The sequence below is a fragment of the Lysinibacillus cavernae genome (assembly GCF_009724685.1).
Lineage (GTDB): Bacteria > Bacillota > Bacilli > Bacillales_A > Planococcaceae > Lysinibacillus > Lysinibacillus cavernae.
This window is the reverse complement of sequence record NZ_WMEF01000001.1, coordinates 459,410-486,190: the sequence shown is the minus strand read 5'-3', so window position 1 is coordinate 486,190 and position 26,781 is coordinate 459,410. Positions and strand designations below refer to the sequence as shown.

Here is a 26,781-nt window from a genome sequence, read left to right as displayed (position 1 = left end):
TTAAGATGCTAGCATTTCGCATGTATCAAAAAATGATGTTTACTATCTTGGTCGTTCATCAGGAAACGATGAGGACTCTAACACATACCTGCTTTCTCCATCAGCACTTGAAGATGAGCTTGAACTAGAGCTCGATGACGATGATGAAGAACTCTCATCATTTAAGCTCCAATCTTCTTCATAGTCTAGTGGATGTACACTAATACAAATTGTTGTTTCACCCATTACTTCAACAACCACTTCACGTTCTACTACAATTTCAAATTTCGTACCACATGGAGAGATGATTGCTTCAATACAATTTGGTTCTTGTATCACACGTACACGAACATCATCACCAACGCTAATTTCACCTTCTCGATAGTGAAGCTTCACTTTGTCTTTATAGTGAACCGTTTCGGAAAACACAGCTGTCTTCGAATGATTACTATAGGCATACCACACATTGACATCAAACTTCCCAGTTACTTCTACAAATTTCCCGACTCTTTTTGCAGAGCAAGTATGATTGATTACCCAGCATCCTAAAATACTTGTCGGTTTATTTGTTGGTGATAATGTTACATGTTCTTCCGTTCTCTTCTTCCCTTTGGCAACTACTGCTTTCGTCACGATTTGTCGTAAACGTTTCAGCGCAATTCCTCCTTCGACTCTTTTCACTCCATCATATGCAGGTGGCGCCCATTGGGTGAACATATATTTTTAGAGAATGAAATGTATCGTTCAGAACTTTTATAGTGAGATGTCTGCTATAGCGTTGAAATGCTTCAATAGAAGGAAACATAAAAAAGCTCGAATGACAGCATTCGAGCTTTAATTTCTATAATCTTTTAAGAGCAGCTACCAGGCTGAGTATTTTCTACGTACGAACCTGTTTCACCACGAAGTAAATCGCCACCTGTTGAGCGGACAATTTCATTTGTTACATTATTAGCAATTGTATTTGATACTAATTGCAATAAATCATTCACATCACCTTGTGATTCTTTGAATTGTTGAACAACTGGAATGTCATTAATTTCTTCTTCGATTTTAGCAATTTTATCTTCGATCATTTTTAATGCTTTTTCTTTCCCTAGGTGCTGGAAATTAACTGCTTGTTTTTGTAAGCTTTTTAGACTTGCAATTCGTTCACGAACTTGTTGATTTTCATTAATTTGTGCTTCTGCCTTTTTGAAAAATTCTACCTCTGGCGTATTCGCAATCATATGTGCAATTTCATGTGATTTTTTAATTAAATCTTCTTTTGTATATAAGACTTGTGTCATTTATGCTTCCACCTTTTCATTTTTTACGACTTCCACAAATTCACCAGTAAGTGAATAAGATGTAGTCTCTATAATTTTAACTTTTACTAATTGACCAATTACTTCTGCTGGTGCTTTAAAGTTAACCAGACGATTTTTACGCGTATAGCCAGCTAGCACATCGTCGCGTCTTTTACTTGTACCCTCAACTAATACTTCGACAACCTCACCATTTAAGCGCTCTAATGCTTTGCGTGAGTATTCACCCACCACTTCATTTAAACGTTGAAGACGCTCTTTTTTCACTTCTTCAGGTACGTTGTCGACCATTTTCGCAGCTGGTGTTCCTTCACGTGGAGAATAAATATACGTAAACGCTGCCTCAAAACCAACTTCACGGTATAAGGACAATGTTTCCTCAAACTGCTCCTCAGTTTCATTCGGATAGCCAACGATAATATCTGTTGTTAACGTCACCTCAGGAATTGCGGCTTTGATTTTATCTACTAATGCAAGGAAATGCTCACGTGTATATTTACGAGCCATAATTTTCAGGACATCATTAGAGCCAGATTGTACTGGTAAATGAATATGCTCCACTAAGTTTCCACGTTTTGCAAGTACTTCGATTAAATGATCGTCGAAATCACGCGGATGACTCGTTGTAAAGCGGATACGTGGAATATCAATCTTTCTTAATTCATCCATTAAATCGCCAAGACGATAGTTGCTATCTTCAAAATCTTTCCCGTAAGCGTTGACATTTTGACCGAGCAGCATAATTTCTTTATAGCCTGCAGCAGCTAGCTCACGAACTTCTGCTATGATTTCTTCTGGACGTCTACTACGTTCTTTACCACGTGTATATGGAACGATACAATACGTACAGAATTTATCGCAACCATACATAATATTAACCCAAGCCTTAATGGCACCAAGCCGTTTTTTCGGCAGATTTTCAATGACATCGCCTTCTTTAGACCAAACTTCAATGACCATTTCCTTAGACATGTAGGCTTCTTTAAGAATGTTTGGCAAACGGTGAATATTATGTGTTCCAAATACCATATCTACATGTGGATAGCTTCTTAAAATTTTATTGACAACCGATTCCTCTTGCGACATACAGCCACAAACCCCGATAAGCATCTCAGGGTTTTTTCGTTTATATTTCAGCAGGAAACCAAGTTCTCCAAATACCTTATTTTCTGCATTTTCACGAATGGCACATGTATTCAGTAAGACAACGTCAGCCTCTTCTATCACTTCTGTTGGTGTATAACCAAGCTGCATAAAAATCCCAGCCATCACTTCTGTGTCATGTTCATTCATTTGGCAGCCATAAGTACGAATATAGAAGGTGCGATCTTTGCCCATTCCTGCGAACTCTTCTGCAATGCTAAAATCCTTATGATACTTCACATCTTCTTTGCCACGTTTTTTAGCATCTTTTAAGGAAGGTGCCGTAAAAACCTTCTCAAAATATTTACTATAATCCTTTTCAGGCTTGTCTTCTTTTTTTGGTTGATTGACCTGTTGATTAGCTAAGCGTTGTTCCTCATTCATCGCAATCAGGTAACTCCTTTCAAACGAAATCCATGCACTTGAATTCCCATTTTATTATTATACTGAATAGTTGATACTTCCTACAAGGTTTGCGCTTCAAATGTCGTGGTTTCGACTTAATTACATGTTAATGAAAGTAGTTATCCATCAGTTTTGGCGTACTATCCTTCTAATTGCGGTTATTCGTCATTTTAATTAAAATATTTCCTATACTTAACATGTAAGTACCAATTATATAATTTCAGCTTCATCCAACGCTTTATATTCATATCTTCTTTATAAAATAATGCATTGGTGTATCGGCCCTCTCTAATTAAACGCTTTGCTTCTATTTTTAATTTTTCATTCTGCATGTATTTATATAAAGTTTTTGAAGGGAGTAGTGTCCATAAATGCTTAGTCTGGACATACGTTCGTTCATGATTGACATGGAATAAATAATCATCCACCATATATTGCATTAGATTATGACCACTTGCTGTCACATAGTAGCTAGAAGCACCTGATCGCAAATTCATTTCAAATAGCTTATATTCCCCATCCCGGACATCATACTTCATATCGAAATTGGCAAAGCCTGTATAGCCAATATCCTCTAATAAATACCGTATTGAATCCATTAGCTGTTCATCGTAATCAGTCATAACAGCTAAAGAAATACCTTTGTTTTGCGGGGATGGATCTTCAAGCAATTTGTTGCTTACACACATCAATTTTACTTTGTTATCCCTTCCCACATAAACATCTAGTACCCGAATATAAGAATCATCACCAGGGATAAATTCTTGAAGAATTAAAGCATCTTGATAGCTAGACCGATAAATACAACGCACGATATGCTGCATCTCGTTGGCATCATTAACTAAAAATATTTTTTTCTTCTCAGGAAATGAACAGCTCGTATACGTCACTGCATTGGAAGGTTTAATGATGATGGGAAACTGGAATGGGAGTTCACTGGTTGCTTGATGTTCCTTTGTTAAGATCATCGTCTTAGGATATTTTAACTGATACATATCACAAAGCTGATAAAATTTTTCCTTCGTTTGAACCTTCTTTAGTAAAACCTGATCGATATAAGGTAAAATAAAATACTTTTCAAGCACCTCTTTATTTTCAATAATAAGCTCCGCATAGTAGCAGTCACAAACTAACAAAATCAATTTTTGATGTTGGAACTGCATGGCAACTCCGATTAAAGCTTGTACAAAATAGGCAGGTTCATTTAAATGCTCTACATATTGAAAATCCAGAATGCCACTATTTTGTGTGGCAATCCCTTGCGTACCGCTCAAAAAGAGTGAGCGAATAGTTCTCACTTTTATAGCCGGCTCAATGACAAGGCTTTTTATACGATACGCCTCATAAAAAGAGCGAGCTACTCCGTAAGCATGCTGACCCGATTGTATAATAATAGGTAAAATAGGTTGTTCATTTTTTAACGTCAAGTTGACTCGCCTCACATTTTAAAATGAATTTAATCATTTCATATTGTTAGAAAACTGTAGATGAAATCAAGGTCTTAAATCAAAAGTATGGCTATTTGGCAAAACTAGATTGATTTCCGTTCCGACTACTTCAGCGGGAAGGTGTAGACTGAGAAGATATACATTTTGCTAAATGATTCACAAAGATCCCCTACTATTTATTAACAATGAAACGAATTGAATTTAATCATGTGTATGCAAGCTAACTTGTACTTATGTAACACGATAAAAGGCACTACAATGAAACATTAGTGCCTTTTTTCTATAACTATAATTCTATAAATTTTTTGACTCGCTGTTCAAAGGCGACAATGGATTGAATACTATGACGCTTTAGCAGTTCTGTATTGGCAAAGGTGTATTTACCTAAATCATCAGGAAAATGGGCATCTGAGGATACTGTAAAAGCGACTCCATGTGCAAGTAATGTTTGTAAAAAACGGGGTCCAGGGCACATTTCCTTTACAGGGTAACGATAATGTAGCCCAGCGTTAATTTCAGTGGCAGTTTGTGTTGATGTCAGTGCCTGTGCTATACGTTTATACCAAGCTTCAAGAAAAGCCTGATCCTCTACCTGATAATTAAATACTTTAAAGTTGTCTAAATGGGCAACAAAATCAAACATATTGGAAAGAATCATTGTCTCAACAACCTTAAAAAATTGCTCATAGCTTTGTTGTAAAGCTGGCTGGTCCATTTGCTCAAAAAGGTGTTGTGTTTGTGGATTATCAAAGCCCCAGCCATCAACAAAATGGACAGAACCGATAACATAATCCCATGGGTAGTCAGCTAATAAAAAGGATAGTTCCTCCTCCCCACCGCTAAAATAATCTGCCTCGATACCGAGCCTCAAGGCAATACCATGTTGATGCCATTTTTCCTTCGCCTGCTGGATCGTAGACACAAAAACATCTATATTTTCTGTCATAACACGATCCAGCCAATAGCGTTGTATCTGACCGATTTCACTATCATCTAACTTCATAAAGCGCTCGAAATAGGCTCTTGTTTCCTTAAAACGATATAAATGATCAACAATGCCTACCTCACGCAATCCAAGTTGCTTTGCCTGTTCAAGATATAAATCCAACCATTCTTCACTATAACAGCCACTTTGCACTCGATTTGCTAGCCGCTGTAACTGACGTGTCATTTGTTCTTTTGAACCTTTTTCTGTAGCATCATTCTGATGAAAAAACTCAAGTGCCTGTGATGTCCGCTCCAGCCAGCGAAATGAATAAGGTCCTTCTTCTAAATGTACATGATAATCAATTGTCATTAGCTCTTCCCTCCATTACATACCTGCCATTTTTCCTCATAAGTCTGCCATTCTAATGGACAAGTGCTTTCACAAAGAATTTCTGTACATTCGTCAAGATGACAGATTTGAAAAAACGATTTCCCATTTATTTTGGATGCATCGGCTAATAAATAACTCACTTTACTATGCTTTAGCATCTTCTTCGAAATAAGAGATTCATCCAAATCGTAATCATAAACAATGCCCTCACTAATGCCACCACAAGATAAAAATGCTTTATCAAAATTCATATTATCTAGCATTTCTAAAGTCATGGCGCCTGCGACAGAAGATTGTTTTGGATTCGCGGTACCTCCTAGTAATATTACCTTGCCTGTCATGCGTCTTTCTTCGATGGCTAAATTAAACTGAATCGCTGCTGCAATAGAGTTCGTCACAACCGTTATATCATCGACAGCTAGTAAAAAGTCTGCTATATGAACCGTTGTGGTACCTGTATCAACTGCAATGGTGTCTCCATCACAAATACGTTTTGCAGCGATACGAGCAATTTGACGCTTTGCCTCTTTTTGCATTTGTAGCTTGCGCAAAAAAACAGGCTCGTTGCGAACGTTCGTATAGTTAATAGCCCCACCATGAACTCTTGTTAGTAAATGTTGTTGCTCTAATTCATCAAAATCTCGGCGGATTGTTTCTGGTGCCACTTGCAGAGCATCAGCAATATTAGCAACAATAATTTTTCCTTCTACATCCAATTGTTTTAATATAAATTCAAATCTTTCTATTTTTGCGTATGTCATGAGAGTGCAATCACATCTTCTTTTGCGACATAACACTTATAGGATTTTCCCATTTCAATCGAGTATCCTTGTTGTTGATGTAGTTGTTCCATTGTAAACATGGTTTCACCGTCAAACGTAGTACGAATAATATTGCCATTCATTAATGATTGTTTTGCTATCCCTGCAATACACATATCTCCATCTCTTTGATCGAGATGCAGTGCTTCAGGTCGAATGGCGAATTTAGAGCAATGCTCCAACAACGTTACCCCAAGCATTTGCTCTAAAGCTTGGCGCGTAAAGACATTATAATGCCCTATAAAGTTGGCAATAAATTCATTATCAGGTCTTGTATATATCTCTGTTGGTGTACCATTTTGGGCAATACTACCATTATTCATCACGAATATTCTGTCTGACACAGCCATCGCTTCCTCTTGATCATGTGTTACTAAAATCATGGTCATATTTAATTTACGTTGAATGGCTCGTAAATCTGCTTGCAGCTTCTTACGAATTTGAGCATCTAACGCACTAAGCGGTTCATCTAATAGAAGCACTTTTGGGCGAACAATTAAAGCACGCGCCAGGGCAACACGCTGCTGTTGACCACCAGATAATTCTTTCGGGTATGCATTTGCTTTTTCACTTAAATGCACGAGCGCTAGCATTTCTTGAACACGTTGCTCTATGTCAGTGGCATTGACTTTTTGCATGCGCAAACCAAAGGCAACATTTTCTTGCACAGTCATATTTGGAAAGAGGGCATAGGATTGGAAGACCATACCAACTTGTCGATCCTTTGGTTGCACGCCACTCATATCTTTTCCTTCAATCGTAATCTTACCAGCCGATGCATCTGTTAATCCTGCGACAATCCGCAAAATGGTACTCTTTCCACAGCCACTAGGACCTAACAGTGTGATAAATTCACCCTTCTGAATGTCCATATTAATATTTGTTAAAACCGTTGATTGTCCATATTTTTTATGAAGCCCTTCAATAACAAGATAACTCATAGATTTGTAGCACCTTTCGATCGTTTCGTTACTATTGCAATGACAAATGTTAAAAGACCCATTAGCACGATATAAATGAAAACGACTGCACTAGCAATATGTCCACTTGTGCTTAGCTTTTTCATTAAATAAATTTGAACTGTTTCAAAGCGAGAACCAACCACAAGATTTATCAAGACAAATTCTCCAAATAGTACAGAGAAGGAGAGCAATGCTCCTGCAAATAAGCCTGGATATACGGTAGGCAGTAAAATTTTTTTGAATGCTTGTCTTTTAGAGGCACCCAGTAATTGAGCCGCATCAAGTAACTGCCTTGCATCTATATTTCGCAAACTATTACGTGTTCCTTGATAGATGTAAGGAAGAATTCCTACAACATAGGCTCCTAAAACAACTAAAATCATTGGTATACCTATTTGGCTATAAACACGAATGAGCCCCACTGCTAAAATAATTCCTGGGAAAGAATAGACCATGACAACCGCCATCTGTATCCATTTTTCGTATGTAGGAAAATACAAGACAATCACGAAGATGGCTGGCACAATAACAAGGAGTGCGATACTAACAGCTCCACTTGCTAATAAAACAGAGCGCCCAAATGCTTGAATAAAATCGGTATCTTGAAACAATGTGGAGAGCCATTTTAATGTAAGACCTTCTGGTAAGATGGTTTTATTCCATTTTGATGCAAAAGCATAGAGCATCGTTGCCAGCACTGGCAAAAGTAAATACCCCACTAACAGAAGGAAAAAGAAATCGGCCAAGCCACGCTTTTTCATTTTACTTTCCTCCTTGTTTTAGAGATGCTCCACTCACTTATAAGCATGGCCGTCACCATTGTCACCGCTAAAATGACCGCAATCGCACTGGCTAGCTCTGGTTGAGCAAAAATGTCACCTTTTATTAATGAACCAATTCGAATCGCCACTAAATTATAATTACTGCTTGTCAATGCATAGGCAGAGGCATACGCCCCCATTGCATTGGCGAACAATACACTAAAAGTTCCAACAATTCCAGGTAGCATGACAGGTAAACCAATCTTCCTCCAAAATTGCCAGCTCGTTGCCCCAAGAAGTGCTGCTGCTTCCTTCCACTGTTGCTGTATGCCATCATAGATGGGGTATAACAGCATGAGCGATAATGGCAATTGAAAGTAAATGTAAATGAGTAATAATCCACCCCAACTATAAAGAGAAAACGATGACAATACATCGATGTCCCATTTTTCAAATAACAGTGTGAATAGACCACTATTGCCAAGTAAAACGATAAAAGCAAATGCCAGCGGAATTCCCGAAAAATTAGATGTTAAATTTGTTAGGATTAAAATTTTCTCCCTAACTGGCTCAGAAAACTTCATCATGGCATAAGCAGCGAACAATGTGACAATTAATGCGATGACAGCCGAAATCATGGACAATGTAATACTATTTTTAAAACCTTGTAATATATAATCATTCGTAAAGATAGATTCATATTGCGTCAGTGTAAAGCCTTCACTGTTTTGAAAGCTGGTAATAAGCATATACAATAAAGGGACTAGGAAAAATAATAATAGTAGTACCAGAAAAGGCGAAAGCCAGGCTATGGATTGCCGCTTCGATATCAACACAACCACTTCTTTCTATAGTTACTTGCGGTTCAAGGGGGATAATAGTCGCTCCATGCTAAAAGGAACGACTATTCATAGTTACACCTCTTTTGCTACAAACATACCTTCTAGCAAAAGTGGCACCATATCATCCGCAGGTTCAATATTTAATAAGTGACAGCACAGCGGTGCAATTTGTAGTTGTGAAATAATGCCCTCTTTAATGCCAGCCTTTACGGAATCTGAAATAACGAACAATGGAACATGACGATCCTCATGAGTTGTTCCTCCATGATTGCCATCACTTGTCATGCCATGGTCAGCCGTAACAATTACTTCATAGCCCTGTGCCATACATTTAGGAATAAATAATGATAGTAATGCATCCATCGCTAAAACTCGATTACGATATTGTGCAGAATCCGCCGTAAACTTATGACCATCATCATCAACATTCATCGGATGAATATAAAGGAAATCCGGCTGCTTTTTATCCATTAACCATGCTGCATCTGCAAACACATGACTATCTGGATAATGATCCTCAAAATAAAACAGACCATTTTCAATTGGACATTGTGTATCGAGCTGTAATCTGTCTTCCATATAGTTAAATGGTGCTCTATTATAAAGCTCACTCACCCAATAATAGGCGGAGGCGGCAGTGGACAAACCATGTTCTTTCGCGACGTGAAAAACACTTGTTTGATTCGATAACCGCACAGTCATATTGCTTGTAACACCATGCACAATCGGTGGTGTCCCCGTTAAAATCGTCTCATATAAAGGTCTGGATAATGAAGGAACCTCTGAACAAATTTTATAGCGAGCCGCTACTTGGCGTTCGACTAAATGGTGTAAGAACCCCATATGTGTACAGGCCGTATCAAAGCGCAATGCATCAATGACAATGAGAACCACTTTGTTATTTTGCATGGATTAACACCTGCTCTTGATAATATTGAGGGATTTGCTTCGTTGTTTCTTCCCATTTCTTTTGGTCTTTTACGGGCTGTGCATTCGTATACATATCTGCTGGTAATAGTAAATCTTTCACTTCCTGCGGTAGTTCCACCTTATCTCGAATCGGACGAGCATAGCCTTTTGCTAAATTCTCTTGACCAGCATCAGATAAAATGTATTCACGTGCTAGCATGGCAGCATGTGGATTTTTCGCATACTTATTAATAATTGTCGCATAGCCAGAAGTAACAGATCCTTCTGATGGAATCACTACATCGAAACGGTTCTCATCTATTTGGTGACGATAGCCTAATGCATTAAAATCCCATAAGATAGCAACATCAATTTCACCTTTTTCTAAGTTCGCTACGGATGGATCTCCCTGTAAACGACCTTGCTTTGCTAATTCAGCAAAAAAATCTATGCCAGGCTTGATATTCGATTCATCACCGCCAAATGCCATAGCAGCTGCTAAAATAGCAAACTGCGCTTGGTTAGCTGTTAATGCATCCCCAATGCTAACCGTGTAATCTCCATTTTTCAAATCTTCCCACGATGTCGGGGCATTTTTTACATTATTTTTATCTGTTAAAAATGAAATAGTCCCTGTATAGCCTACAATCCAGTGTCCTTCGTCATCTTTAGCCCAATCAGGTATGTCATCCCAATAAGAAGTTTTGTACGGTAATGTTAGTCCCTTGCCTTTGGCAATTGGTCCAAAAGCAATTCCCACATCACCAATATCTGCTGTAGCATCATCTTTCTCTGCTTCAAACTTTGCTAACTCCTCCGCACTCGACATATCCGTATCCTTATGTTTAATCGTATATTCGGTTCCTAGCTCTTCCCAAGTTTCCACCCAATTTGCCCATGTATCTGGCATACCAACGGAATTAACAGTGCCCTCTTCCTTTGCTTTTTCTGTAATTTCTTCAAGCGATAAATCTTTGTTTACCTCATTTGCACTAGATGAACTGTCAGAACAAGCTGCCAACATGGAAATGGTTAATGCACCGATTAAACCTTTTTTCCATAACTTTTGAATTGCCATGTGTTGGACCCTCCATTTGTTTTTGTTTATTTTTATTTGCTTACATTCGTAATGTTATAAAACAAACATTAAGCAAGTATGGAGGTCTTTAAAATATTTGGTAAAAATTATTGAGGAATTATAAAAATCTATGAAGTACATACTAAATGAAGAAGAATTGTAAATAGGCGTGTTAGAAATGAGGAGAAATCTAGTTTTGTATGCGCACGTTAGCTTTATGGACGTACGCATACTTAGATTATTTGGAGAAACCTAAGAAATCAGCATATGTATGCGGCTCATTTTCCTTTAGAATTGTTAAAAATGTAAATGCTAGCTGCACAACTGACCACCATCTCATATTGTAAGTCATCTCAAAACGAGAAGGATCTAATGCAAAGACATCTTGAAAAATAGTGAGCGGCTCTATTTGCTCATCCTTTAAAATGGACAAAAAGCCAAGAAATAACGTATGATCCTTGACTTCAATTAATTTGTCATCTACAAGAGCATCAATATTTTCAGGTTGCTGAAAATTACAGTGTGTAGCTACATAACGTTCTAAATCCTGAGCACGTTTTCTTTCTTCACGTTCCTTTTTCTTTGCAATAAAATCAATGACGTTATTCACGGTCATCGCCTCTTTTTTTCTTTTATTGTAGCATTTTTTTAAGGAACAATGCCTGTAATGACCCCTCCTATTTTTACATGAAGCCTTTACATGTGTATTTACTCGCGACTGGATATAGAATGCTCGCGGAAACGCGATACCTTTACTCGCTGTTGGTCACTAAATACACGCGGTAGCTGTTCTTTTACCCGCGGTTGATCACTAAATACACGCGAAAGCTGTTCTTTTACTTTCGAATACAATTAAAAAAGGACATCTTATAATTAAGATGTCGCAATAGTAATTGTCACTTTTCCTCCTCCCGTTATCAAATCATTAGCCAACGACAATGTTCCACCTTGTTTTTGAATGATGGATTCAGCAATATAAAGTCCCATGCCATGATGATTTGCTGCGTTTCTACTTGGATCTCCCCGATAAAATTGCTTGGTTGCTTCCTTTAAATCTTTCGATGAAAAACCAGCGCCACTATCTATCACGGTAAAATGAACGAAATTCGTCTCTCCCTGAATGGACAAAGTGACTTTTCCTTTAGTTGGTGTATGCTCTACAGCATTGACAATCAGGTTTAACAGAGCTCGATAAAAAAGCTCCTCCTCTATCATAAAAGAAACAGGTAGTTTATCACTTTCTACACTTACTTCAAGACTTTTTTCTAATGCAAGAGCCTTCATTTGTTGTTCTAGCTGTTGAATAAAAGAATCCATATCTACATTCGTTTTTGCACTGACAACACTTTGTTCTACCTTCGATATGTCCATTAATTGCTTTGTAAATTTTTCAATTTCAATGGTATTTTTCACTATATATTCGTTATATTCTCTTTGCGTTTCATCTTGAACAGTATCCAGTAAAAGTTCTGCATTTCCACGGATAATGGTAAGTGGGGTTTTCAAATCATGGGCAAGTGCAGATATTTGTTCTCTCCGTGACCTCTCAGCCTCCCATTGTTGTTTCAATGAAGTATTTAATGCTTCCTTCATATGCTCGAAGGAGAGCGCAATATCATCTATTTCTCGAATACCAGAAGGATTTAATTGAAAATCCAAATTCTGATTTTGGATTTTTTCAATGGCTTCTTGTAAGCCCATCATTTTTCGTTTGAGACTTCTACCGAAATGAACAGCAAGTACTGTTACTTGTACAATTACCCCTATTATAAATAACAGTAAAATCATTAATTGTGGGTTGGGCAAGTACTTTCTCATGACAGCAGAGCGATACTCAGGAACTAAATGATAGCTTAAAATACACACTTCCTGTTCTCGCTCGATAAATGCATAAAACCGAGTGCTACCTTGCGTCTCACCCTTTTGCATCAAATACCATGCATGGAAAGCCTCCTTTTCTGTTAAATTTCCTGATATGAATTCCCCTTGATTAGAAATCACCGCGTAGTCTACAAGATCTGGAATCATATCAGCTGTAACCGACATGCTTGAAGCAATGCGATCTTTAGCTAAAGTAATTTGTGTTTCTGCATAATTTGCTGGCAAAATAATATTAGCTGAAAAGGCAAACATAAATAGACCCAATACTAGTGCCACTAATAAAATGATTCCTATGCAAAGAAAGACTAAATACCTCAGGAAAAATGTGTGGAGTCGTGTTCCTTTCCTCGGTTTTATGGTCTCCATTTATAGCCGATCCCCCAAACCGTATCAATGACATCTATGTCAAAAGAATGCAGCTTTGAGCGAATGTTTTTTATATGCTCCGTTATCGCTGTACTGTCACTTTTACCATCAAAGCCAAAAATCGTTTCGTATATTTGTTCCTTTGAAAAAACCTGCCCTCGATTACGTGCTAGAAATTCACATATCTCATACTCACTTTTAGTTAGCATGACTCGTTCATTATGAACAAAAAGCTCTTTACCAGAAAGATTAAAATGAACTTTATCGATATAAAGGATGCTCCGTCTCTCTCTTCTTTCACGTCGAAGATGGGCGTTAACCCTTGCACGTAGCTCCCCAATTCCAAATGGTTTGATCAAATAATCATCTGCACCTAAGCCTAGACCATACATAACATCCTCCTCTAAGGATTTAGCCGTAAGAAAAAGAATTGGACAATCCACAGCATGACGAATTTGCCCACATAATGTAAAGCCATCAATAGTAGGCATCATCACATCAAGCAAAATTAAATCAAAGGAACCTAGATCCATCTTTCCTACTTTGATCGGTTCGGATACAATGGTTACTAAATGATCCTCTTTACGAAGCGCATTTTTAATCAGCATTAAAATATCTACTTCATCATCAACTACTAATATATTTGCCATAATTCATCTCCCAACAATCCATTCCTACTGTTCCGATGCTCTACCTTCCCATCTCCAAAACCATAAACAAGAAAGTGCAAAGGCCAACATTATACCCCCTAAACACGCCATCATACCAATATGGATACTTGTTTCAAGCAATGTTACGTCTGTTCCTACTGACTTTAAAATCCATAATGATACGAAGTGCCCGCTCCAACCATAAGGTAAAAATGGCCAAATACTATCACCTAAGCCTGTAAGCAATAAGGCGACCACAAGGGATTCTACAACACCTAATCCAATAGAAGCACCTTTTCCAAATTGTAAGCTCACAAATAAATGGAAAATATATAAAATAACATGACTGCCAAATAGGATACATGCGGCGGTACTATAAAATGAATAGTCAAAATCTACTTCATGTAATAGTTCTCTAAAGCCAATACTAAAGATGGCAATAGACAGGAAGATGGCACCAAAGCTAAACAACAATAACAATAATAGCTTACTCATAAATGACTTTATTTTTATGTTCGTTGTGGCTAGCATTACTTGAAAATGACCTGCGTTTGCCTCCTGCTCGGATGCCATTGCACACACTAATCCTATAATAATAGGTAGCCCACACGCTAACCCCTGAAAATAGGCAGTTACTTTCCCTTGAAAATCCCACGGTGAATAGGAGTAATACGCTAAAAACAACCCGGAAATAGCAATAGGTACGAGTAGATGTGTGAACAGAAATGGTGTTCGTTTTATTTTAAGACATTCCACTCTCAATAATCGTAACATGTCCATCCCCTATTTCGCCTGCCTTTTTTGAAACCACTTTGCAGTTAGGAAGCTAACTATAATAAACCAAGTTAATGCAATCAGTAAGCCTGGAAGTATAACACCTTTATCGAATAAGGTGCTTCCTTCAGGTACTGGTAGACCATTTGGTAATATGCCAATTGTTGCGCATAACAAACGTGCGCCAATCGCAAATGGATAGCTATACCATAATTCTCCGTCTGCAAATGCAACAATCCCTATAATATTGGCTACTAAATTAATTAAAATGGCCAAATAGGTGCCGAATTTGGCTGCTAGGAAAAGGCATAAAGGTATTTGCCACAAAAACGTCAGGTAAATAACCACAGTACTTAATAAACTACTTGATATGTGCAAACTAAAACCAAATAACCAGCCTCCTACCGTGATTCCTATAAAGAATATAACTGTAATAAGGAGTAACCAAACACTTGATGCAAGTATTTTTCCTAGCCAAATTTTTTTTAGATCAACCGGTAGTGCAAGTATACTTTGGTATTTCATTTTCTTATCGTTTTCGACTACTAAGGCACAGCAAATCGTCAGTGCTCCTGGTAACAGCATTGTGTACCACCAGTTATAAGCACCCGTTTGAAAGTAAGTACCACCCATAAGTACGGCACTTAAAAGCAATGTCACAAGGGGCGTAAGCCATAGTAATTTTAAGATAAAAGTCCGCTTCCATTTTAATTGCTCCGCTTTCATTATTTCTATCATACTAGTGACCTGCCTTTCTGTTAGCAGAGACAACCTGCATGAAAAGTGATTCTAATTCCTTACCTTGTGGTGCCGATCCTTGATAGCCAAGCTTACCATCAGCAATAATGCCAATGTCATCCACGACTTGTTCCACCTCAGACAAAATATGACTAGATAAAATAACAGTGATGCCTTGCTTTGGAAAAGAACGAATAAGTTGACGAAGCTCCTGTATACCAATTGGATCTAGTCCATTTGTAGGTTCATCTAAAATTAACAGCTTTGGCTTGTTTAACAGCGCAATCGCAATACCTAATCTTTGTTTCATACCTAAAGAAAATTGACCAGCTCGTTTTTTCCCTGTATTCTTTAAATCTACAATTTCTAATACTTCTTCGATACGATTTGGTGGTAGATTTAACGCGATCGTTCGAACCTTTAAATTCTCTATTGCTGTTAAATTTTCATATAATGGTGGTGTTTCGATTAAGACACCAATGTCTCGTAAATCATTTCGATTCCAGGTATGCCCATCAAAAATGATGTCCCCAGCATTTGGCCGTAACATGCCGGTAATCATCTTTAATGTTGTAGATTTCCCTGCACCGTTTGGCCCCAGCAAACCATAAACCGTATTACGTTGGATTTCTAATGATACATTGTCTACTATTTTTTGTCCTTTAAACGCTTTATTAAGATGTTCTGTCTTCAAAATCAAATCTTTCATAATAGTCATCATCCTTTCGATGACCTTAGTGTAAAAAATAATTATAAGGATTTTATAAGGATTCAAAATCAAATACCCGCGGTTGGTCACTAAATACTCGCTGTAGCTATGCATTTACCCGCGTTTGATCACTAAATACCCGCGAAAGCTGTACTTTTACTCGCGATTCCATACTTAAGCATAAAAAAGCATTTGGAATGACATCATCCCAAATGCTTCGTTTCTTTCATTTTTACATAAATTCTTTCACTAATTCATTAAAGTCTGTTTCACTCATTTTGATATCGATATCTGTTAATGGTAACTCGGAGTAGCCAGGTACTTTTTGTTGATACGAAGTTGTTTCTGTATCATGATAAATAATTCCTGTTACTAAGCCCTCATGCTCCATCACAGTCCGCATCGCATTGCCTCGATCGGCGTTATCATAGCCTTCAATATCCGCCAGTTTTGTTAAGTTCTCTTTAAACCAATCGTATGTGTTCACTTTGTTATATGTCACACAAGGTGAAAAGACATTGATGAAAGAGAAACCTTTATGATTGATACCTGCTTCAATTAAAGCTGTTAACTCTTTAATATCCGTAGAGAAGCCTTGTGCCACAAATGTAGCACCACTTGTTAAGGCTACCTCTAATGGTTTCAATGATGGCTCAATTGCTCCACCTGGTGTAGATTTAGTAATAAATCCAGCAGCAGAACGTGGAGATGTTTGACCTTTTGTTAAGCCATAAATTTGGTTATCCATAACTATATAAGTAACATCAATATTACGGCGAATGGCATGAATTGTATGCCCCATACCGATAGCAAATCCATCACCATCACCACCCGAAGCGATAACATGTAAATCACGATTTGCCATTTTTAATCCTTGTGCAATTGGAAGTGCACGACCATGAATACCATGGAAACCATAAGAATTGATATAACCTGAGATACGACCTGAACAACCAATTCCCGAAATGACGGCAAGCTCATTCGGCTCAATTCCAACGTTTGCAGCAGCACGCTGAATTGCTGCTTGCACAGAGAAGTCTCCACAGCCTGGGCACCAGTTTGGTTTCACTGCATTACGAAAATCCTTAAATGTTGCCATTAGCGAGTCAACTCCTTCACACGATTTTCTAATTCACCTGGCAAGAATGGTGTACCATTATATTTAGTGATTGTCTCGATTTTATCGTGACCACCAACATTCATCTTCATAATATTGGCTAATTGCCCAGTATAGTTATTTTCCACAACAATTACTTTTTTCGCTTGTGCTACAAGGGGTGCCATCTCCGCGATTGGGAATGGGTGAATTAAGCGAACATGTGCATGATTAACCTTCATGCCTTGCGCGTTTAATCGTTCTTGTACTTCCTCAATAGCTCCTCTTGTTGAGTTAAAGCCTACTAATAAAATATCAGCTGCTTCATGAGGTGCATTGACAAACACTGGGTTATCAAATTTCAAATTATCTAATTTACGGAAACGTTTATCCATTTGTGCTTGACGGTTGCCAGTTGCTTCAGAAGGCTTCCCTGTTTCATCATGTTCAACACCAGTAACATGGTGAATACCATGTAGTTTACCTGGGAATACACGAGGTGAAATACCATCTTCTGTATCTTCATAGCGTTTGAAATATGCTTTATCTGCTGCTTCTTCAAGATCATCAATCACAATTTTACCGCGACGAATTTCAATTTTATTGTAATCAAACGGTTCTACAGATTGTTTCCCTAGAGACAATTGTAAATCTGTCATTAAGATAACAGGTAATTGCAGTTCCTCAGCAATATTAAATGCTTGAATTGTATCAAAGAATGCTTCTTCCATTGTAGAAGGTGCAATGACAACTTTAGGGATTTCACCATGTGTACCATAAAGCATTGCCATTAAATCTGATTGTTCTTGCTTTGTTGGTAATCCAGTAGATGGGCCACCACGTTGTGTATCCACTACAACTAATGGTTGCTCTGTCATACCTGAAAGACCGATTGCTTCCATCATTAATGAAAGACCTGGTCCTGCTGAAGCTGTAAAGGAACGAACCCCACCAAAGTTAGCTCCAATAGCCATTGTTGCAGCAGCAATCTCATCTTCTGTTTGAATGACAGTACCACCGAATTTCGGTAATTTTTTAATCAAGTATTCCATAATTTCAGAAGCTGGCGTAATTGGGTATGCTGCCATAAAGCGTGTCCCAGCTGCTAGGGCGCCAAGTGCCACAGCATCGTTTCCAATCATAAACATACGGCGTTTTCCATCAGCAGGTGCAAGTTCCCATTCGCCTACACGATCACCTAAAAGCTCATTCATGATATGACGGCCACGTGTAATGGCTTCCATATTTTTCTGAACGACCTCTTCGCCTTTTCTACCAAAAATATCATCAACTACATTTTGAAACACTGCATCATCTAAATTTAACAATGACGCCGTTGATCCGATTGCCACCATGTTTTTCATCAATGACGTACCAAGCTCTGCAGCTACTTCTGTAAACGGTACCGCAAATAATGGTGCTTTTGAATCTTCTGGTTTAACAGGATCAAATTTTGCATCCGCTAAAATAATACCGTTTTCAGTAAGCTCTTTATAATTGACATCGATTGTTTCTTGATCGAATGCCACTAAAATATCTAAATCATCCGCAATGGAACGTACCTCTGTTGGACGAACTGTAATTTTATTATTCGTATGGCCACCTTTAATTCGAGAAGAGAAGTGACGATAACCGTATAGGAAATAACCTAGACGATTCATTGCCATTGAGAAAATCTCACCTGTACTCTCAATCCCTTCACCCTGTTGCCCACCGACTTTCCATGAAAGCTGATGTAACATGTCAACAACTCCTTAAATCCAATGTGTACTATTATTTTTCCTTCATAAGTTTAACACGAAGAAACCGTCTGCACTATTGTTTCTCAACGATTTGGGCTAAAATCAGACCTTTGACTGAAAATCTTGTTCAAAAAGTTGTAATTTTCAAATCTAAGCAAAATAGCTCTCCTATTTCAAGTGACATCTATCATATGTAAAGCCTCAAGGCACAAGAAAAAAATGCCCCGCCACTTTATTATGTGACAAGACATTTTACTTCATTACTTTTTTATCGAGTACGTTTTTCCACTAACAGCTTTAAGGCTGTACGTTCTTCACCAGCAATTAAAATATCGGCAAACGCCGGTGCGCAAATTAAATCTGTGCCACTTGGCGCTACAAATCCGCGTGCAATGGCCACTGCTTTCACGGCTTGGTTAAGTGCACCTGCCCCAACTGCTTGCATTTCTGCTTGCCCTTTTTCTCTGATTACCGCGACTAATGCACCTGCAACTGAATTTGGATTAGAGCGTGATGATACTTTTAATGAATCCACAATTATTCCTCCCCGTTTCGCGAATAGTGTTTACGCTCAACAACTCATGTCCCCCTTTTTGGACCTCAAGTTATTGTCCGTAGCACATTTTATGCTCCGCAAGAAGAGAATAGACTAGTTCCACAAAGAAACCTGTATACCTTCGTAAACAAACATACTTCGACTTATTTATCCTTGAAATGGATAATCTTCATTGATATAAATACGTTCACAGGAAATAGCTTTCCCTGTTTTATCATCCATATCTACAAAGAAGCCACTTAAAACCTCTCGCCCATTTTTCGGTACTTCAAAACGTGATGGCATATTTGTTTGGAATTTATAAATAACACTTTCCTTCATCATGCCCAAAATTTCATCGTATGGGCCCGTCATTCCTACATCCGTAATATAAGCTGTGCCATTCGGGTAAATTCTTGCATCAGCTGTCTGCACATGGGTATGCGTCCCTACAACGGCTGAAGCCTTGCCATCTAAATGCCAGCCAAGGGCAATTTTTTCACTTGTCGCTTCAGCATGAAAATCCACGAAAACAAGTGGTGATATTTGACGGGCCTCTTCAATCAATTTTTCTGCCATTGCGAACGGGTCCTCATGCGGAGGTAAAAATACACGTCCATGTAAATTAATGACAGATAGTGTCACACCATTTTTAGAAATTTGCACCATGCCTTTGCCTGGTGCCTCACTTGAAAAGTTGGCTGGTCGAATTAAATAATCAGCATCATCAATAAAATCAAATATATCTTTATTGTCCCATGTGTGATTGCCCATTGTAATAACATCTACACCCATTTGTAACAAGCTATTATAAATAGTACGAGTAATTCCTCGTCCTGCCGCAGCATTTTCACCATTCGCAATCACAACATCAGGACTAAATTTCTTTTTTAAGCGAGGTAAGTATTTTTCCACCGCATCTCGACCAATTGAACCAACAATATCGCCAATAAATAAAACTTTCATTTTTTCAACCACTCTTTCTTTCCATTACGTCTCTATGTCATTGTTCTTCTGAGACTTTACTTCATAACGCACCTTGAATAACATCATTAATTGTAACGCTAGGAGGATGATTAAGCAAAAAAAATATAAATCTTACAGCGGCCATATCACTTTAGGCTTTTTCACATTCATGTAGATTAGTGCTGAGCATAAAGTAAGCCAATTCATTTTAATGAGCTTTAAGAAAACAAACTGTTTCCTATTACGATTAATTAATTTAACCTTTAGTATATCCGGATAGGCTTCTAAAAAGGATTGAATCGCAACCTTAATCGCCAGCGGTTTAGCAGGACAATGATGAAGGATAATCAGCAGCCCCTCAAACTGGTAATTTAGAAAGCTATTTCTTACTTCTTCATATACATTTCCATTTTGTAATTCCTTTAGCAGCTTTTTATACAACAGATCATAATTATGACGTAAATTAATCATAGCTCTCGTTGTTAAGGAGCTTTGATTGGTAACATTATAATAATAAAGTTGTCTTGGCACATAGCAAATAGACTGATTTTTTATAACGGCTCTCGTCAGAAAAACTGTATCTTCTGCAAAGCTCATCGATACATCAAATCGTAGTCTATGCAGATTTAAAAAGGACTTCTCATATAATTTGCAGGTTGCGAACCCAAAATGTTTTTCCCCTATTTCTGTAAATAATTCACTTAAACAATCTATTGCACTGTAGGTACAGTATGCATCTGAAGGGTAATGTAATTGCCTACTACCATCTGCCTCTTGCCAAAATAAATCGCATTTTGCAATATTAGAACCTGTCAGCCTACATGCTTGAAATAATTCTTCAAGCATCGTTAGCTCAAGCCAATCATCCGCATCAACAAAGGTGACATATTGGCCTTTGGCATGTTCAATTCCTAAATTTCTTGCGTTACTAACACCACTATTCTCGATATTCAAAATGGTTATGCGTGCATCAATCTGTGCGAAGTTTTGTAAAATGGACAATGATTGATCCTGACTACCATCATTAATAGCAATAATCTCAATATCCTTTAATGTTTGCTGACAAATGCTCATAAGACATTTATTCAAATATTTCTCCGCATTGTAGACTGGCACAATAACACTCACTAAGATTTTGGACGCCAAAACTTTGCGCCTCCTTTACAGAAAAGCTCTATCCACTTTGTTCTCTGATCTTTCGTCAGACCTATGTAGAAAAGGCTGACTCCTGCCAGAACCGTATAATAAAAAATTGATAAAATAATGGTCATCCAAGTAATGGGTGGTTTTGTCACATTCCATAATAGCTGACTACAGCAAATAGCGATGACAAAAGCGAGAACTAGCTTGCTAATAGTTCGCCAAAATCCAAAGATATCCAAACCGATTTTTTTATGGTAGTAAATATTCATAATGACTACATTTCCTATAAATAATGAACACGCCGTAATAACCGCTGTGCCAATTTTTCCATAAAAGTAGATGGCTGGTATAGATACGCAAATATTTGTGACAGCTACAATGATTAATAAAATGGTTCTAAATTTAAACAAATTTTTCGCTTTCAACACATTAAGACCTAAATTTTGAATGAGATCAATAGTAAATGGCGCCATTATAATGAGTACAATCGAATAAATGGCCATAAAATCTTTCCCTAGCCACAACAATAGAAACTCTTGGCCATAAAGAAAAAAGCCACCCAGTATATAGCCAACTACTAAAAATTGAATCGCGCCAACTTTAATGAAGAGCTGATTAATTTCTACTAGCCCCTCTTCTTTTGTAACAAGCATAGAAATACGAGGTAAAAACAAACCACTAATAGCTAAAGCCAATGACATAAATATCAACACAATTTGAATAGCCACTGCATAAATGGCAACATCTTCTGTTCCCTTTAAAATGCCTAACAGCACTTGATCGGTTTGCCAATAGATTTTATCAACGATAACTGTTATAAAAATAAAAAAAGAATAGATGAAAATTTCCTTTATAAGCGCTGTATTCTTTAGGGTAAATGTAAATTTAATGGAGAGTACCTTTATACAATAAATGGCATCCACTGCTAAAAAAAGTATGTTATAAATAGCGATTATATAAATCAATGTTACCGCATCTGTTCCCTGTAAAAGAAAAAACAACATTGTCAGAGGTTGTACAATCACCTGTAATAATGTTGTCAATTTAATAAAAATAAATTTTTCATATGCTTGTAAGATGGAAGTAAAGACACCTAATGGAAATTGCATCGCTAAACTAATGGTCATAATAAACCCCATGATTTTTGCCTTTTCTAATTGTTCCCCCGTTAAACTTTGTCCAAAAATAATATCCACCTGTGAAAATAGTAAGAAGCCTATCAATAAAGTAAGACAGCCAATACCGATAAATAATTTCAAAAAAAATCCATTTAATGACGCTTCCAATACCTTATCCGCCGTTGCTCGATTTCTAGCAATATAGCGTACAATGGCATTGCCTAATCCTAAATCTAAAATGGACAGATACCCGACAAGTACTATCATTAAGGAATATAAACCAAATTCTTTCTGACCAAGGAGTGAAATCATAATAGGGGTGAAAATGAGCGAAGAGATAATCGTGCAGCCTATGGTTACATATGAAAGAATGGCCCCAATTTTAATTTCCTTCATGAGCACACCTTTCTATGAGCTAGGATGAGCTTTCATATTTAGAATAGCTGGATATAATGATTGATATTGTGCAACGACCTGTTGAATTTGAAAGTTTGCTAACACATGTTCACGACCAAGGCTTGCTTTTTGTACATATTGCTGTGAACTGTAATTTAATGCCGTATTAATCGCCTTTGCTAAAGCCTTTGCATCTTTGGCTGCTACAACTTCTCCACAATTACCTATTAAATATTCACAATCCCCTACATTTGTTGTCACACAGCATGTTCCACTAGCGAGAGCCTCTACTAACACATTAGGTAGCCCTTCTCCTGCTGAGGATAAAACAAAGAGATCAGCTGCTGCCATTAATTGTGGAATATCCTCTCTGCTACCTAATAAGAATGTCACCCGCTCTAACTGGGCATCTTCAATCATTTGTAGTAAATCCCTATTTGAGGCGTCAATCTCAAAACCAACTAAAAATAGATAAAAATCTTGCCTTATCTGTCTTAACAGTTTCAAACTAGCTATCAAATTTGCATAATCCTTTAATGGATCCCACCTGCCAACATGCAATAAAATCGGTTGATTCAGGATGCCAAATTGTTCAATATAATAGTGTCTCTTCTTACTCGGCTTATATAACTCAGTATTAATACCATTCACTATAACTCGATGCTGCTCACTGGCGTAGCCAATCGCTTCATGGATTTCTTTTACCTTTGGACCACACGAAATAATGGCATCTACACGTTTGGATAGTCTTGCACAAAGCTTTGCGATAAAAATAGTCCTACGTTTATTATCCTGTTTAGTTAAATTACTATGGTGAATACCCCAAATTAATTTCTTTTTTAGCAAAAAAGATAGGATATAACCTAGAAAATTAGCATGATACATCCAAGTTTGAATAATATCACTATCTCGACATAATTTATAACAGCTCATTAATGCACTTACACTATTGCTACGCATATTACATATCGATACCTTAATATTTAATTGCTGTTCTATTAATTCACCATACGTTCCCATCTCTGTTAAACAGATGACTTCTACCTCATAAACATCCCGATCCATGTTTTGTAATAGGCGATAAAGCATTGCTTCCGCTCCACCGAGACCAATGGTGGTAATGATATGAGTAATTTTTATCTTCTTTTGAATAGTCTCATCCTTTGACTTCGTTATATGTAGAGTGCGCACAACCTGCGTGTAATTTCTTCTGCATCAAGTCCTTTATTTTTGATACTGTTACGAATGATTTGTTGGTCTAATTTCACATTTTCGGTAACAATCGCCTGAAGCCAGCTATCTATATCCCCATGCAAATCTAAATAATGCACTAAATCAATATTTAGATCTACTTCTCTTGGTAGAGTTGAAGAGACAATGGCAGGTGTTCCACAGACTTGTGCCTCTAAAAGGACAATCCCAAAACCCTCGTATTGTGATGGTAAAAGAAATTTATCAAAAAGTTGAAGGAGCTTGATGATATCTGCACGCTGTCCTAAAAATCGAACACAGTCCTCTACGTTTCTTTGTTTGACGAGTAGGCGAATATCCTGCTCTAAAGGGCCATCCCCTATTAAAAACAATTTAAATGGAATACCTTGTTGTTTTAAATTTACGGCAAGTTCAATTAAAAAGGGATGGTTTTTTACTGGCACAAAGCGGCCAATATGTCCTAACACTAAATCTTCAGCTTGTATTCCCAGCTCTTCCCTCAAATTTCTATTCTCTTCAAATGACAATCGTTCTATTTTTTGAATATCTATTGGATTAGCTAGTACTTCAAAGGGTCTTCCGTCAAAGCAAAATTCCCCCGCTTTTTGACTACAGGCTACTAATTTTGTTCCATTAAAAACACTTAGTTTTTTTAATAAAGTTAAAAAGACTTTATTATTCCACTCTTCAGCAACATTCGTATGACTATGTAACACACGACACTGAACACCTGCTAAACGCGCTGCCAGCAATGTAAATACTGCTCGATAGCCTGTATGATCGTGAATTGCATCATATCCATGTTGCTTTAGAATTCGATAAATATTCATCATATAAGAGAACGGACCTTGCTGTGTAATAAATTTTTCGTAAAATACCTTCGAACCTTGTTGTAAAAAAAATTCATGGTACTGCCCTTTATTAAACGACACGAAATCAAAATGGTACAACGATTTATTCGTATTCATCCAAATGTCCACTATCATCGTCGTAATACCACCGAAATCCGTTGTTGGGATAATATGCAAGATTTTTTTCAATGCCATTTTCCACCCTTATTCTTTTCCATAATAATGCTCGTACGTACTACCTTTTATTTTATAATTATTCAAGATAACCCCTAAAATATTGGCCTTGGAAACCGTTAAGATTGATTTCGATTTTACAACAGCTGCCTTCCCAACCACACCCGTATTGACAATCAATATGGTGCCATCACATTTATTCGATAAAATTTGTGCATCCGATAAAAAAAGTAATGGTGGTGCATCAAAAATAATGAGATCGTATATTCCTTTCACTTCAGTCATTAAGGAGGTCATTGTTTCAGAAGCTAACAACTCTGTAGGATTGGGAGGAATAGGCCCACTCGAAATGATATCCACCCCTTCTACGAAAGTTTCTTGAATAACTTCTTGTAGCGTTGATTGCCGTGATAATACCGAAGATAGCCCTAGAATATTGTCGAGATAGAACGTATGATGCAAGGTCGGTTTTCGCATATCGGCGTCTACAATAAGTATGTTTTTGCTCTCTTGTGAAAATACCACACCAATATTCGCTGCATTTGTAGATTTACCTTCGCCAGCAATGGAGGATGTTACTAAAATGGTTTTCACATCTTGATTAGGTTGTGAAAACTTTATATTTGCACGAATCGTTCGATATTGTTCTGAAGGAATTGACGTCATATCAGAAATAGTAATCAACTTGCGAGCCATTGGTGATTTTTTTGTTTTTCTCTTGAAAAACATTAGGATGACCCCCTGACTCTCGATTTTTTTCTAGTAAGCGGTTCGATGTTACTCACTATCCCAATTACTGGTAATGATAAAATTTCTTCGATATCTTGCTCTGTTTTAATGGTCTTATCAATCGTTTCTAAAAAATACGCAAGCACAATTGCCACACTGAAACCACCGATGGCTGCTATGAGGAGATTTAGTATTTTATTTGGCTTCACAGGTACTGGAGACTCACTGGATTTAGCAACAAAAAGTATATTAATATTGTCTACATGCATTAATATAGGGATTTCCTCTTTAAAAACTTCCGCAATCGTATTGGCTATTTTTACAGCCTTCTCTTCATTCTCATCCTGTACCCGAATATTTACGACTTGAGAATTATTGGCGCTCGATACTTCGATTTGCTTCATTAATTCCTCGGGGCTCGTATCAAGTACTAGCACATCAATGACCTTTGCTAAAATAACAGGACTTTTGATAATCACATTGTACGTATTAATCAACCGAAGATCCGTATCAACATTCTGCGCGCCTACTAGTTGCTGATTTTCATAGCTTTTTTGATTGACTAATAATTGGGTTTCCGCTTCATAGATCGGTGTTTGAATAAAGTAACTGATCAATATAGCCGTAACAATTGACAGTATCATGAGCATTAGGATGAAGAACCAGCGTTTTTGCAATACTTTTACTAGACCTTGTACTGTCATTTCTTCATTCACAAAATGGATCCC

General features: G+C 37.4%; 27 protein-coding genes. All 27 read right to left on the bottom strand.

The genetic code is table 11. The features are described from left to right. Positions 1-42: 42 nt before the first annotated feature. Complete coding sequence (cotE, locus tag GJU32_RS02360; protein WP_230874902.1) at positions 43-696, bottom strand: outer spore coat protein CotE; 654 nt, start codon at positions 694-696, stop codon at positions 43-45. Positions 697-830: 134 nt separating this feature from the next. Further along, complete coding sequence (locus tag GJU32_RS02355) at positions 831-1,268, bottom strand: YlbF/YmcA family competence regulator (RefSeq protein WP_155590333.1); 438 nt, start codon at positions 1,266-1,268, stop codon at positions 831-833. Next, positions 1,269-2,813 carry a tRNA (N6-isopentenyl adenosine(37)-C2)-methylthiotransferase MiaB gene (miaB, locus tag GJU32_RS02350; protein WP_155590332.1) on the bottom strand — a complete coding sequence of 515 codons (1,545 nt, stop codon included), beginning with the start codon at positions 2,811-2,813 and terminating at the stop codon, positions 1,269-1,271. Between the two features lie 191 nt (positions 2,814-3,004). Next, positions 3,005-4,261, bottom strand: a complete 1,257-nt coding sequence (locus GJU32_RS02345) for a carboxylate--amine ligase (RefSeq protein ID WP_155590331.1) — start codon at positions 4,259-4,261, stop codon at positions 3,005-3,007. A gap of 307 nt (positions 4,262-4,568) precedes the next feature. Next, on the bottom strand, positions 4,569-5,579 hold the full coding sequence (locus tag GJU32_RS02340; protein ID WP_155590330.1) for a histidinol phosphate phosphatase domain-containing protein: 1,011 nt from the start codon (positions 5,577-5,579) through the stop codon (positions 4,569-4,571). Further along, a complete protein-coding gene (locus tag GJU32_RS02335; protein WP_155590329.1) occupies positions 5,579-6,361 on the bottom strand; it encodes a DeoR/GlpR family DNA-binding transcription regulator in 783 nt (260 codons plus the stop codon). Before GJU32_RS02335 ends, GJU32_RS02340 begins: the two co-directional genes overlap by 1 nt. Further along, positions 6,358-7,362 (bottom strand): ABC transporter ATP-binding protein, encoded by a 1,005-nt coding sequence (locus GJU32_RS02330; protein WP_155590328.1) that lies wholly within the window; start codon positions 7,360-7,362, stop codon positions 6,358-6,360. The genes GJU32_RS02335 and GJU32_RS02330 overlap by 4 nt, the downstream gene beginning before the upstream one ends. Next, complete coding sequence (locus GJU32_RS02325) at positions 7,359-8,144, bottom strand: ABC transporter permease (protein WP_155590327.1); 786 nt, start codon at positions 8,142-8,144, stop codon at positions 7,359-7,361. The genes GJU32_RS02330 and GJU32_RS02325 overlap by 4 nt, the downstream gene beginning before the upstream one ends. Beyond that, on the bottom strand, positions 8,141-8,986 hold the full coding sequence (locus GJU32_RS02320; protein WP_196426558.1) for an ABC transporter permease: 846 nt from the start codon (positions 8,984-8,986) through the stop codon (positions 8,141-8,143). Before GJU32_RS02320 ends, GJU32_RS02325 begins: the two co-directional genes overlap by 4 nt. Positions 8,987-9,058: 72 nt before the next feature. Then, positions 9,059-9,895 carry an alkaline phosphatase family protein gene (locus GJU32_RS02315; RefSeq protein WP_155590326.1) on the bottom strand — a complete coding sequence of 279 codons (837 nt, stop codon included), beginning with the start codon at positions 9,893-9,895 and terminating at the stop codon, positions 9,059-9,061. Next, a complete protein-coding gene (locus GJU32_RS02310) occupies positions 9,885-10,973 on the bottom strand; it encodes an ABC transporter substrate-binding protein (protein WP_155590325.1) in 1,089 nt (362 codons plus the stop codon). Before GJU32_RS02310 ends, GJU32_RS02315 begins: the two co-directional genes overlap by 11 nt. 238 nt (positions 10,974-11,211) lie before the next feature. Then, positions 11,212-11,589, bottom strand: coding sequence for a 2-oxoglutarate ferredoxin oxidoreductase subunit beta (locus GJU32_RS02305; protein WP_230874901.1), 378 nt, complete (start codon positions 11,587-11,589; stop codon positions 11,212-11,214). 257 nt (positions 11,590-11,846) lie between these two features. Next, on the bottom strand, positions 11,847-13,130 hold the full coding sequence (locus GJU32_RS02300) for a sensor histidine kinase (protein ID WP_230874900.1): 1,284 nt from the start codon (positions 13,128-13,130) through the stop codon (positions 11,847-11,849). 77 nt (positions 13,131-13,207) lie between these two features. Next, positions 13,208-13,870, bottom strand: coding sequence for a response regulator transcription factor (locus GJU32_RS02295; protein WP_155590322.1), 663 nt, complete (start codon positions 13,868-13,870; stop codon positions 13,208-13,210). 24 nt (positions 13,871-13,894) lie between these two features. Then, a complete protein-coding gene (locus tag GJU32_RS02290; RefSeq protein ID WP_230874899.1) occupies positions 13,895-14,644 on the bottom strand; it encodes a lantibiotic immunity ABC transporter MutG family permease subunit in 750 nt (249 codons plus the stop codon). 9 nt (positions 14,645-14,653) lie between these two features. Beyond that, positions 14,654-15,382, bottom strand: a complete 729-nt coding sequence (locus tag GJU32_RS02285) for a lantibiotic immunity ABC transporter MutE/EpiE family permease subunit (RefSeq protein WP_155590320.1) — start codon at positions 15,380-15,382, stop codon at positions 14,654-14,656. 1 nt (position 15,383) lies between these two features. Next, a complete protein-coding gene (locus GJU32_RS02280; RefSeq protein WP_155590319.1) occupies positions 15,384-16,091 on the bottom strand; it encodes a lantibiotic protection ABC transporter ATP-binding protein in 708 nt (235 codons plus the stop codon). Between the two features lie 232 nt (positions 16,092-16,323). Next, positions 16,324-17,190 carry a 2-oxoacid:ferredoxin oxidoreductase subunit beta gene (locus GJU32_RS02275; RefSeq protein ID WP_155590318.1) on the bottom strand — a complete coding sequence of 289 codons (867 nt, stop codon included), beginning with the start codon at positions 17,188-17,190 and terminating at the stop codon, positions 16,324-16,326. After that, positions 17,190-18,929, bottom strand: coding sequence for a 2-oxoacid:acceptor oxidoreductase subunit alpha (locus GJU32_RS02270; RefSeq protein ID WP_155590317.1), 1,740 nt, complete (start codon positions 18,927-18,929; stop codon positions 17,190-17,192). Before GJU32_RS02270 ends, GJU32_RS02275 begins: the two co-directional genes overlap by 1 nt. A gap of 268 nt (positions 18,930-19,197) precedes the next feature. Beyond that, the gene (locus tag GJU32_RS02265) at positions 19,198-19,464 is read right to left on the bottom strand and encodes a stage V sporulation protein S (protein WP_053594284.1); all 267 of its coding nucleotides are present in this window, start codon (positions 19,462-19,464) and stop codon (positions 19,198-19,200) included. 168 nt (positions 19,465-19,632) lie between these two features. Beyond that, positions 19,633-20,430 carry a TIGR00282 family metallophosphoesterase gene (locus GJU32_RS02260; RefSeq protein ID WP_155590316.1) on the bottom strand — a complete coding sequence of 266 codons (798 nt, stop codon included), beginning with the start codon at positions 20,428-20,430 and terminating at the stop codon, positions 19,633-19,635. A 132-nt stretch (positions 20,431-20,562) separates the two neighbouring features. Beyond that, entirely contained in the window at positions 20,563-21,576 is a 1,014-nt protein-coding gene (locus tag GJU32_RS02255) for a glycosyltransferase family 2 protein (RefSeq protein ID WP_230874898.1), read from the bottom strand. Continuing rightward, the gene (locus tag GJU32_RS02250; protein ID WP_155590315.1) at positions 21,558-23,087 is read right to left on the bottom strand and encodes an oligosaccharide flippase family protein; all 1,530 of its coding nucleotides are present in this window, start codon (positions 23,085-23,087) and stop codon (positions 21,558-21,560) included. The genes GJU32_RS02255 and GJU32_RS02250 overlap by 19 nt, the downstream gene beginning before the upstream one ends. Positions 23,088-23,099: 12 nt before the next feature. After that, positions 23,100-24,278, bottom strand: coding sequence for a glycosyltransferase (locus GJU32_RS02245; protein WP_230874897.1), 1,179 nt, complete (start codon positions 24,276-24,278; stop codon positions 23,100-23,102). Continuing rightward, positions 24,260-25,345, bottom strand: coding sequence for a glycosyltransferase (locus GJU32_RS02240; protein ID WP_155590313.1), 1,086 nt, complete (start codon positions 25,343-25,345; stop codon positions 24,260-24,262). The genes GJU32_RS02245 and GJU32_RS02240 overlap by 19 nt, the downstream gene beginning before the upstream one ends. A 9-nt stretch (positions 25,346-25,354) precedes the next feature. Then, complete coding sequence (locus tag GJU32_RS02235) at positions 25,355-26,053, bottom strand: CpsD/CapB family tyrosine-protein kinase (RefSeq protein ID WP_155590312.1); 699 nt, start codon at positions 26,051-26,053, stop codon at positions 25,355-25,357. Further along, positions 26,053-26,769, bottom strand: a complete 717-nt coding sequence (locus GJU32_RS02230) for a YveK family protein (protein ID WP_155590311.1) — start codon at positions 26,767-26,769, stop codon at positions 26,053-26,055. Before GJU32_RS02230 ends, GJU32_RS02235 begins: the two co-directional genes overlap by 1 nt. Between the last annotated feature and the right edge of the window lie 12 nt (positions 26,770-26,781).

Bases quoted from the DNA above. Each gene is read 5' to 3' on its own strand.
- cotE (WP_230874902.1), bottom strand. From the start codon at position 696: ATGTTCACCCAATGGGCGCCACCTGCATATGATGGAGTGAAAAGAGTC.
- GJU32_RS02355 (WP_155590333.1), bottom strand. From the start codon at position 1,268: ATGACACAAGTCTTATATACAAAAGAAGATTTAATTAAAAAATCACAT.
- miaB (WP_155590332.1), bottom strand. From the start codon at position 2,813: ATGAATGAGGAACAACGCTTAGCTAATCAACAGGTCAATCAACCAAAA.
- GJU32_RS02340 (WP_155590330.1), bottom strand. From the start codon at position 5,579: ATGACAATTGATTATCATGTACATTTAGAAGAAGGACCTTATTCATTT.
- GJU32_RS02335 (WP_155590329.1), bottom strand. From the start codon at position 6,361: ATGACATACGCAAAAATAGAAAGATTTGAATTTATATTAAAACAATTG.
- GJU32_RS02330 (WP_155590328.1), bottom strand. From the start codon at position 7,362: ATGAGTTATCTTGTTATTGAAGGGCTTCATAAAAAATATGGACAATCA.
- GJU32_RS02325 (WP_155590327.1), bottom strand. From the start codon at position 8,144: ATGAAAAAGCGTGGCTTGGCCGATTTCTTTTTCCTTCTGTTAGTGGGG.
- GJU32_RS02315 (WP_155590326.1), bottom strand. From the start codon at position 9,895: ATGCAAAATAACAAAGTGGTTCTCATTGTCATTGATGCATTGCGCTTT.
- GJU32_RS02310 (WP_155590325.1), bottom strand. From the start codon at position 10,973: ATGGCAATTCAAAAGTTATGGAAAAAAGGTTTAATCGGTGCATTAACC.
- GJU32_RS02305 (WP_230874901.1), bottom strand. From the start codon at position 11,589: ATGACCGTGAATAACGTCATTGATTTTATTGCAAAGAAAAAGGAACGT.
- GJU32_RS02295 (WP_155590322.1), bottom strand. From the start codon at position 13,870: ATGGCAAATATATTAGTAGTTGATGATGAAGTAGATATTTTAATGCTG.
- GJU32_RS02290 (WP_230874899.1), bottom strand. From the start codon at position 14,644: ATGTTACGATTATTGAGAGTGGAATGTCTTAAAATAAAACGAACACCA.
- GJU32_RS02285 (WP_155590320.1), bottom strand. From the start codon at position 15,382: ATGATAGAAATAATGAAAGCGGAGCAATTAAAATGGAAGCGGACTTTT.
- GJU32_RS02280 (WP_155590319.1), bottom strand. From the start codon at position 16,091: ATGAAAGATTTGATTTTGAAGACAGAACATCTTAATAAAGCGTTTAAA.
- GJU32_RS02275 (WP_155590318.1), bottom strand. From the start codon at position 17,190: ATGGCAACATTTAAGGATTTTCGTAATGCAGTGAAACCAAACTGGTGC.
- GJU32_RS02270 (WP_155590317.1), bottom strand. From the start codon at position 18,929: ATGTTACATCAGCTTTCATGGAAAGTCGGTGGGCAACAGGGTGAAGGG.
- GJU32_RS02260 (WP_155590316.1), bottom strand. From the start codon at position 20,430: ATGAAAGTTTTATTTATTGGCGATATTGTTGGTTCAATTGGTCGAGAT.
- GJU32_RS02250 (WP_155590315.1), bottom strand. From the start codon at position 23,087: ATGAAGGAAATTAAAATTGGGGCCATTCTTTCATATGTAACCATAGGC.
- GJU32_RS02240 (WP_155590313.1), bottom strand. From the start codon at position 25,345: ATGGCATTGAAAAAAATCTTGCATATTATCCCAACAACGGATTTCGGT.
- GJU32_RS02235 (WP_155590312.1), bottom strand. From the start codon at position 26,053: ATGTTTTTCAAGAGAAAAACAAAAAAATCACCAATGGCTCGCAAGTTG.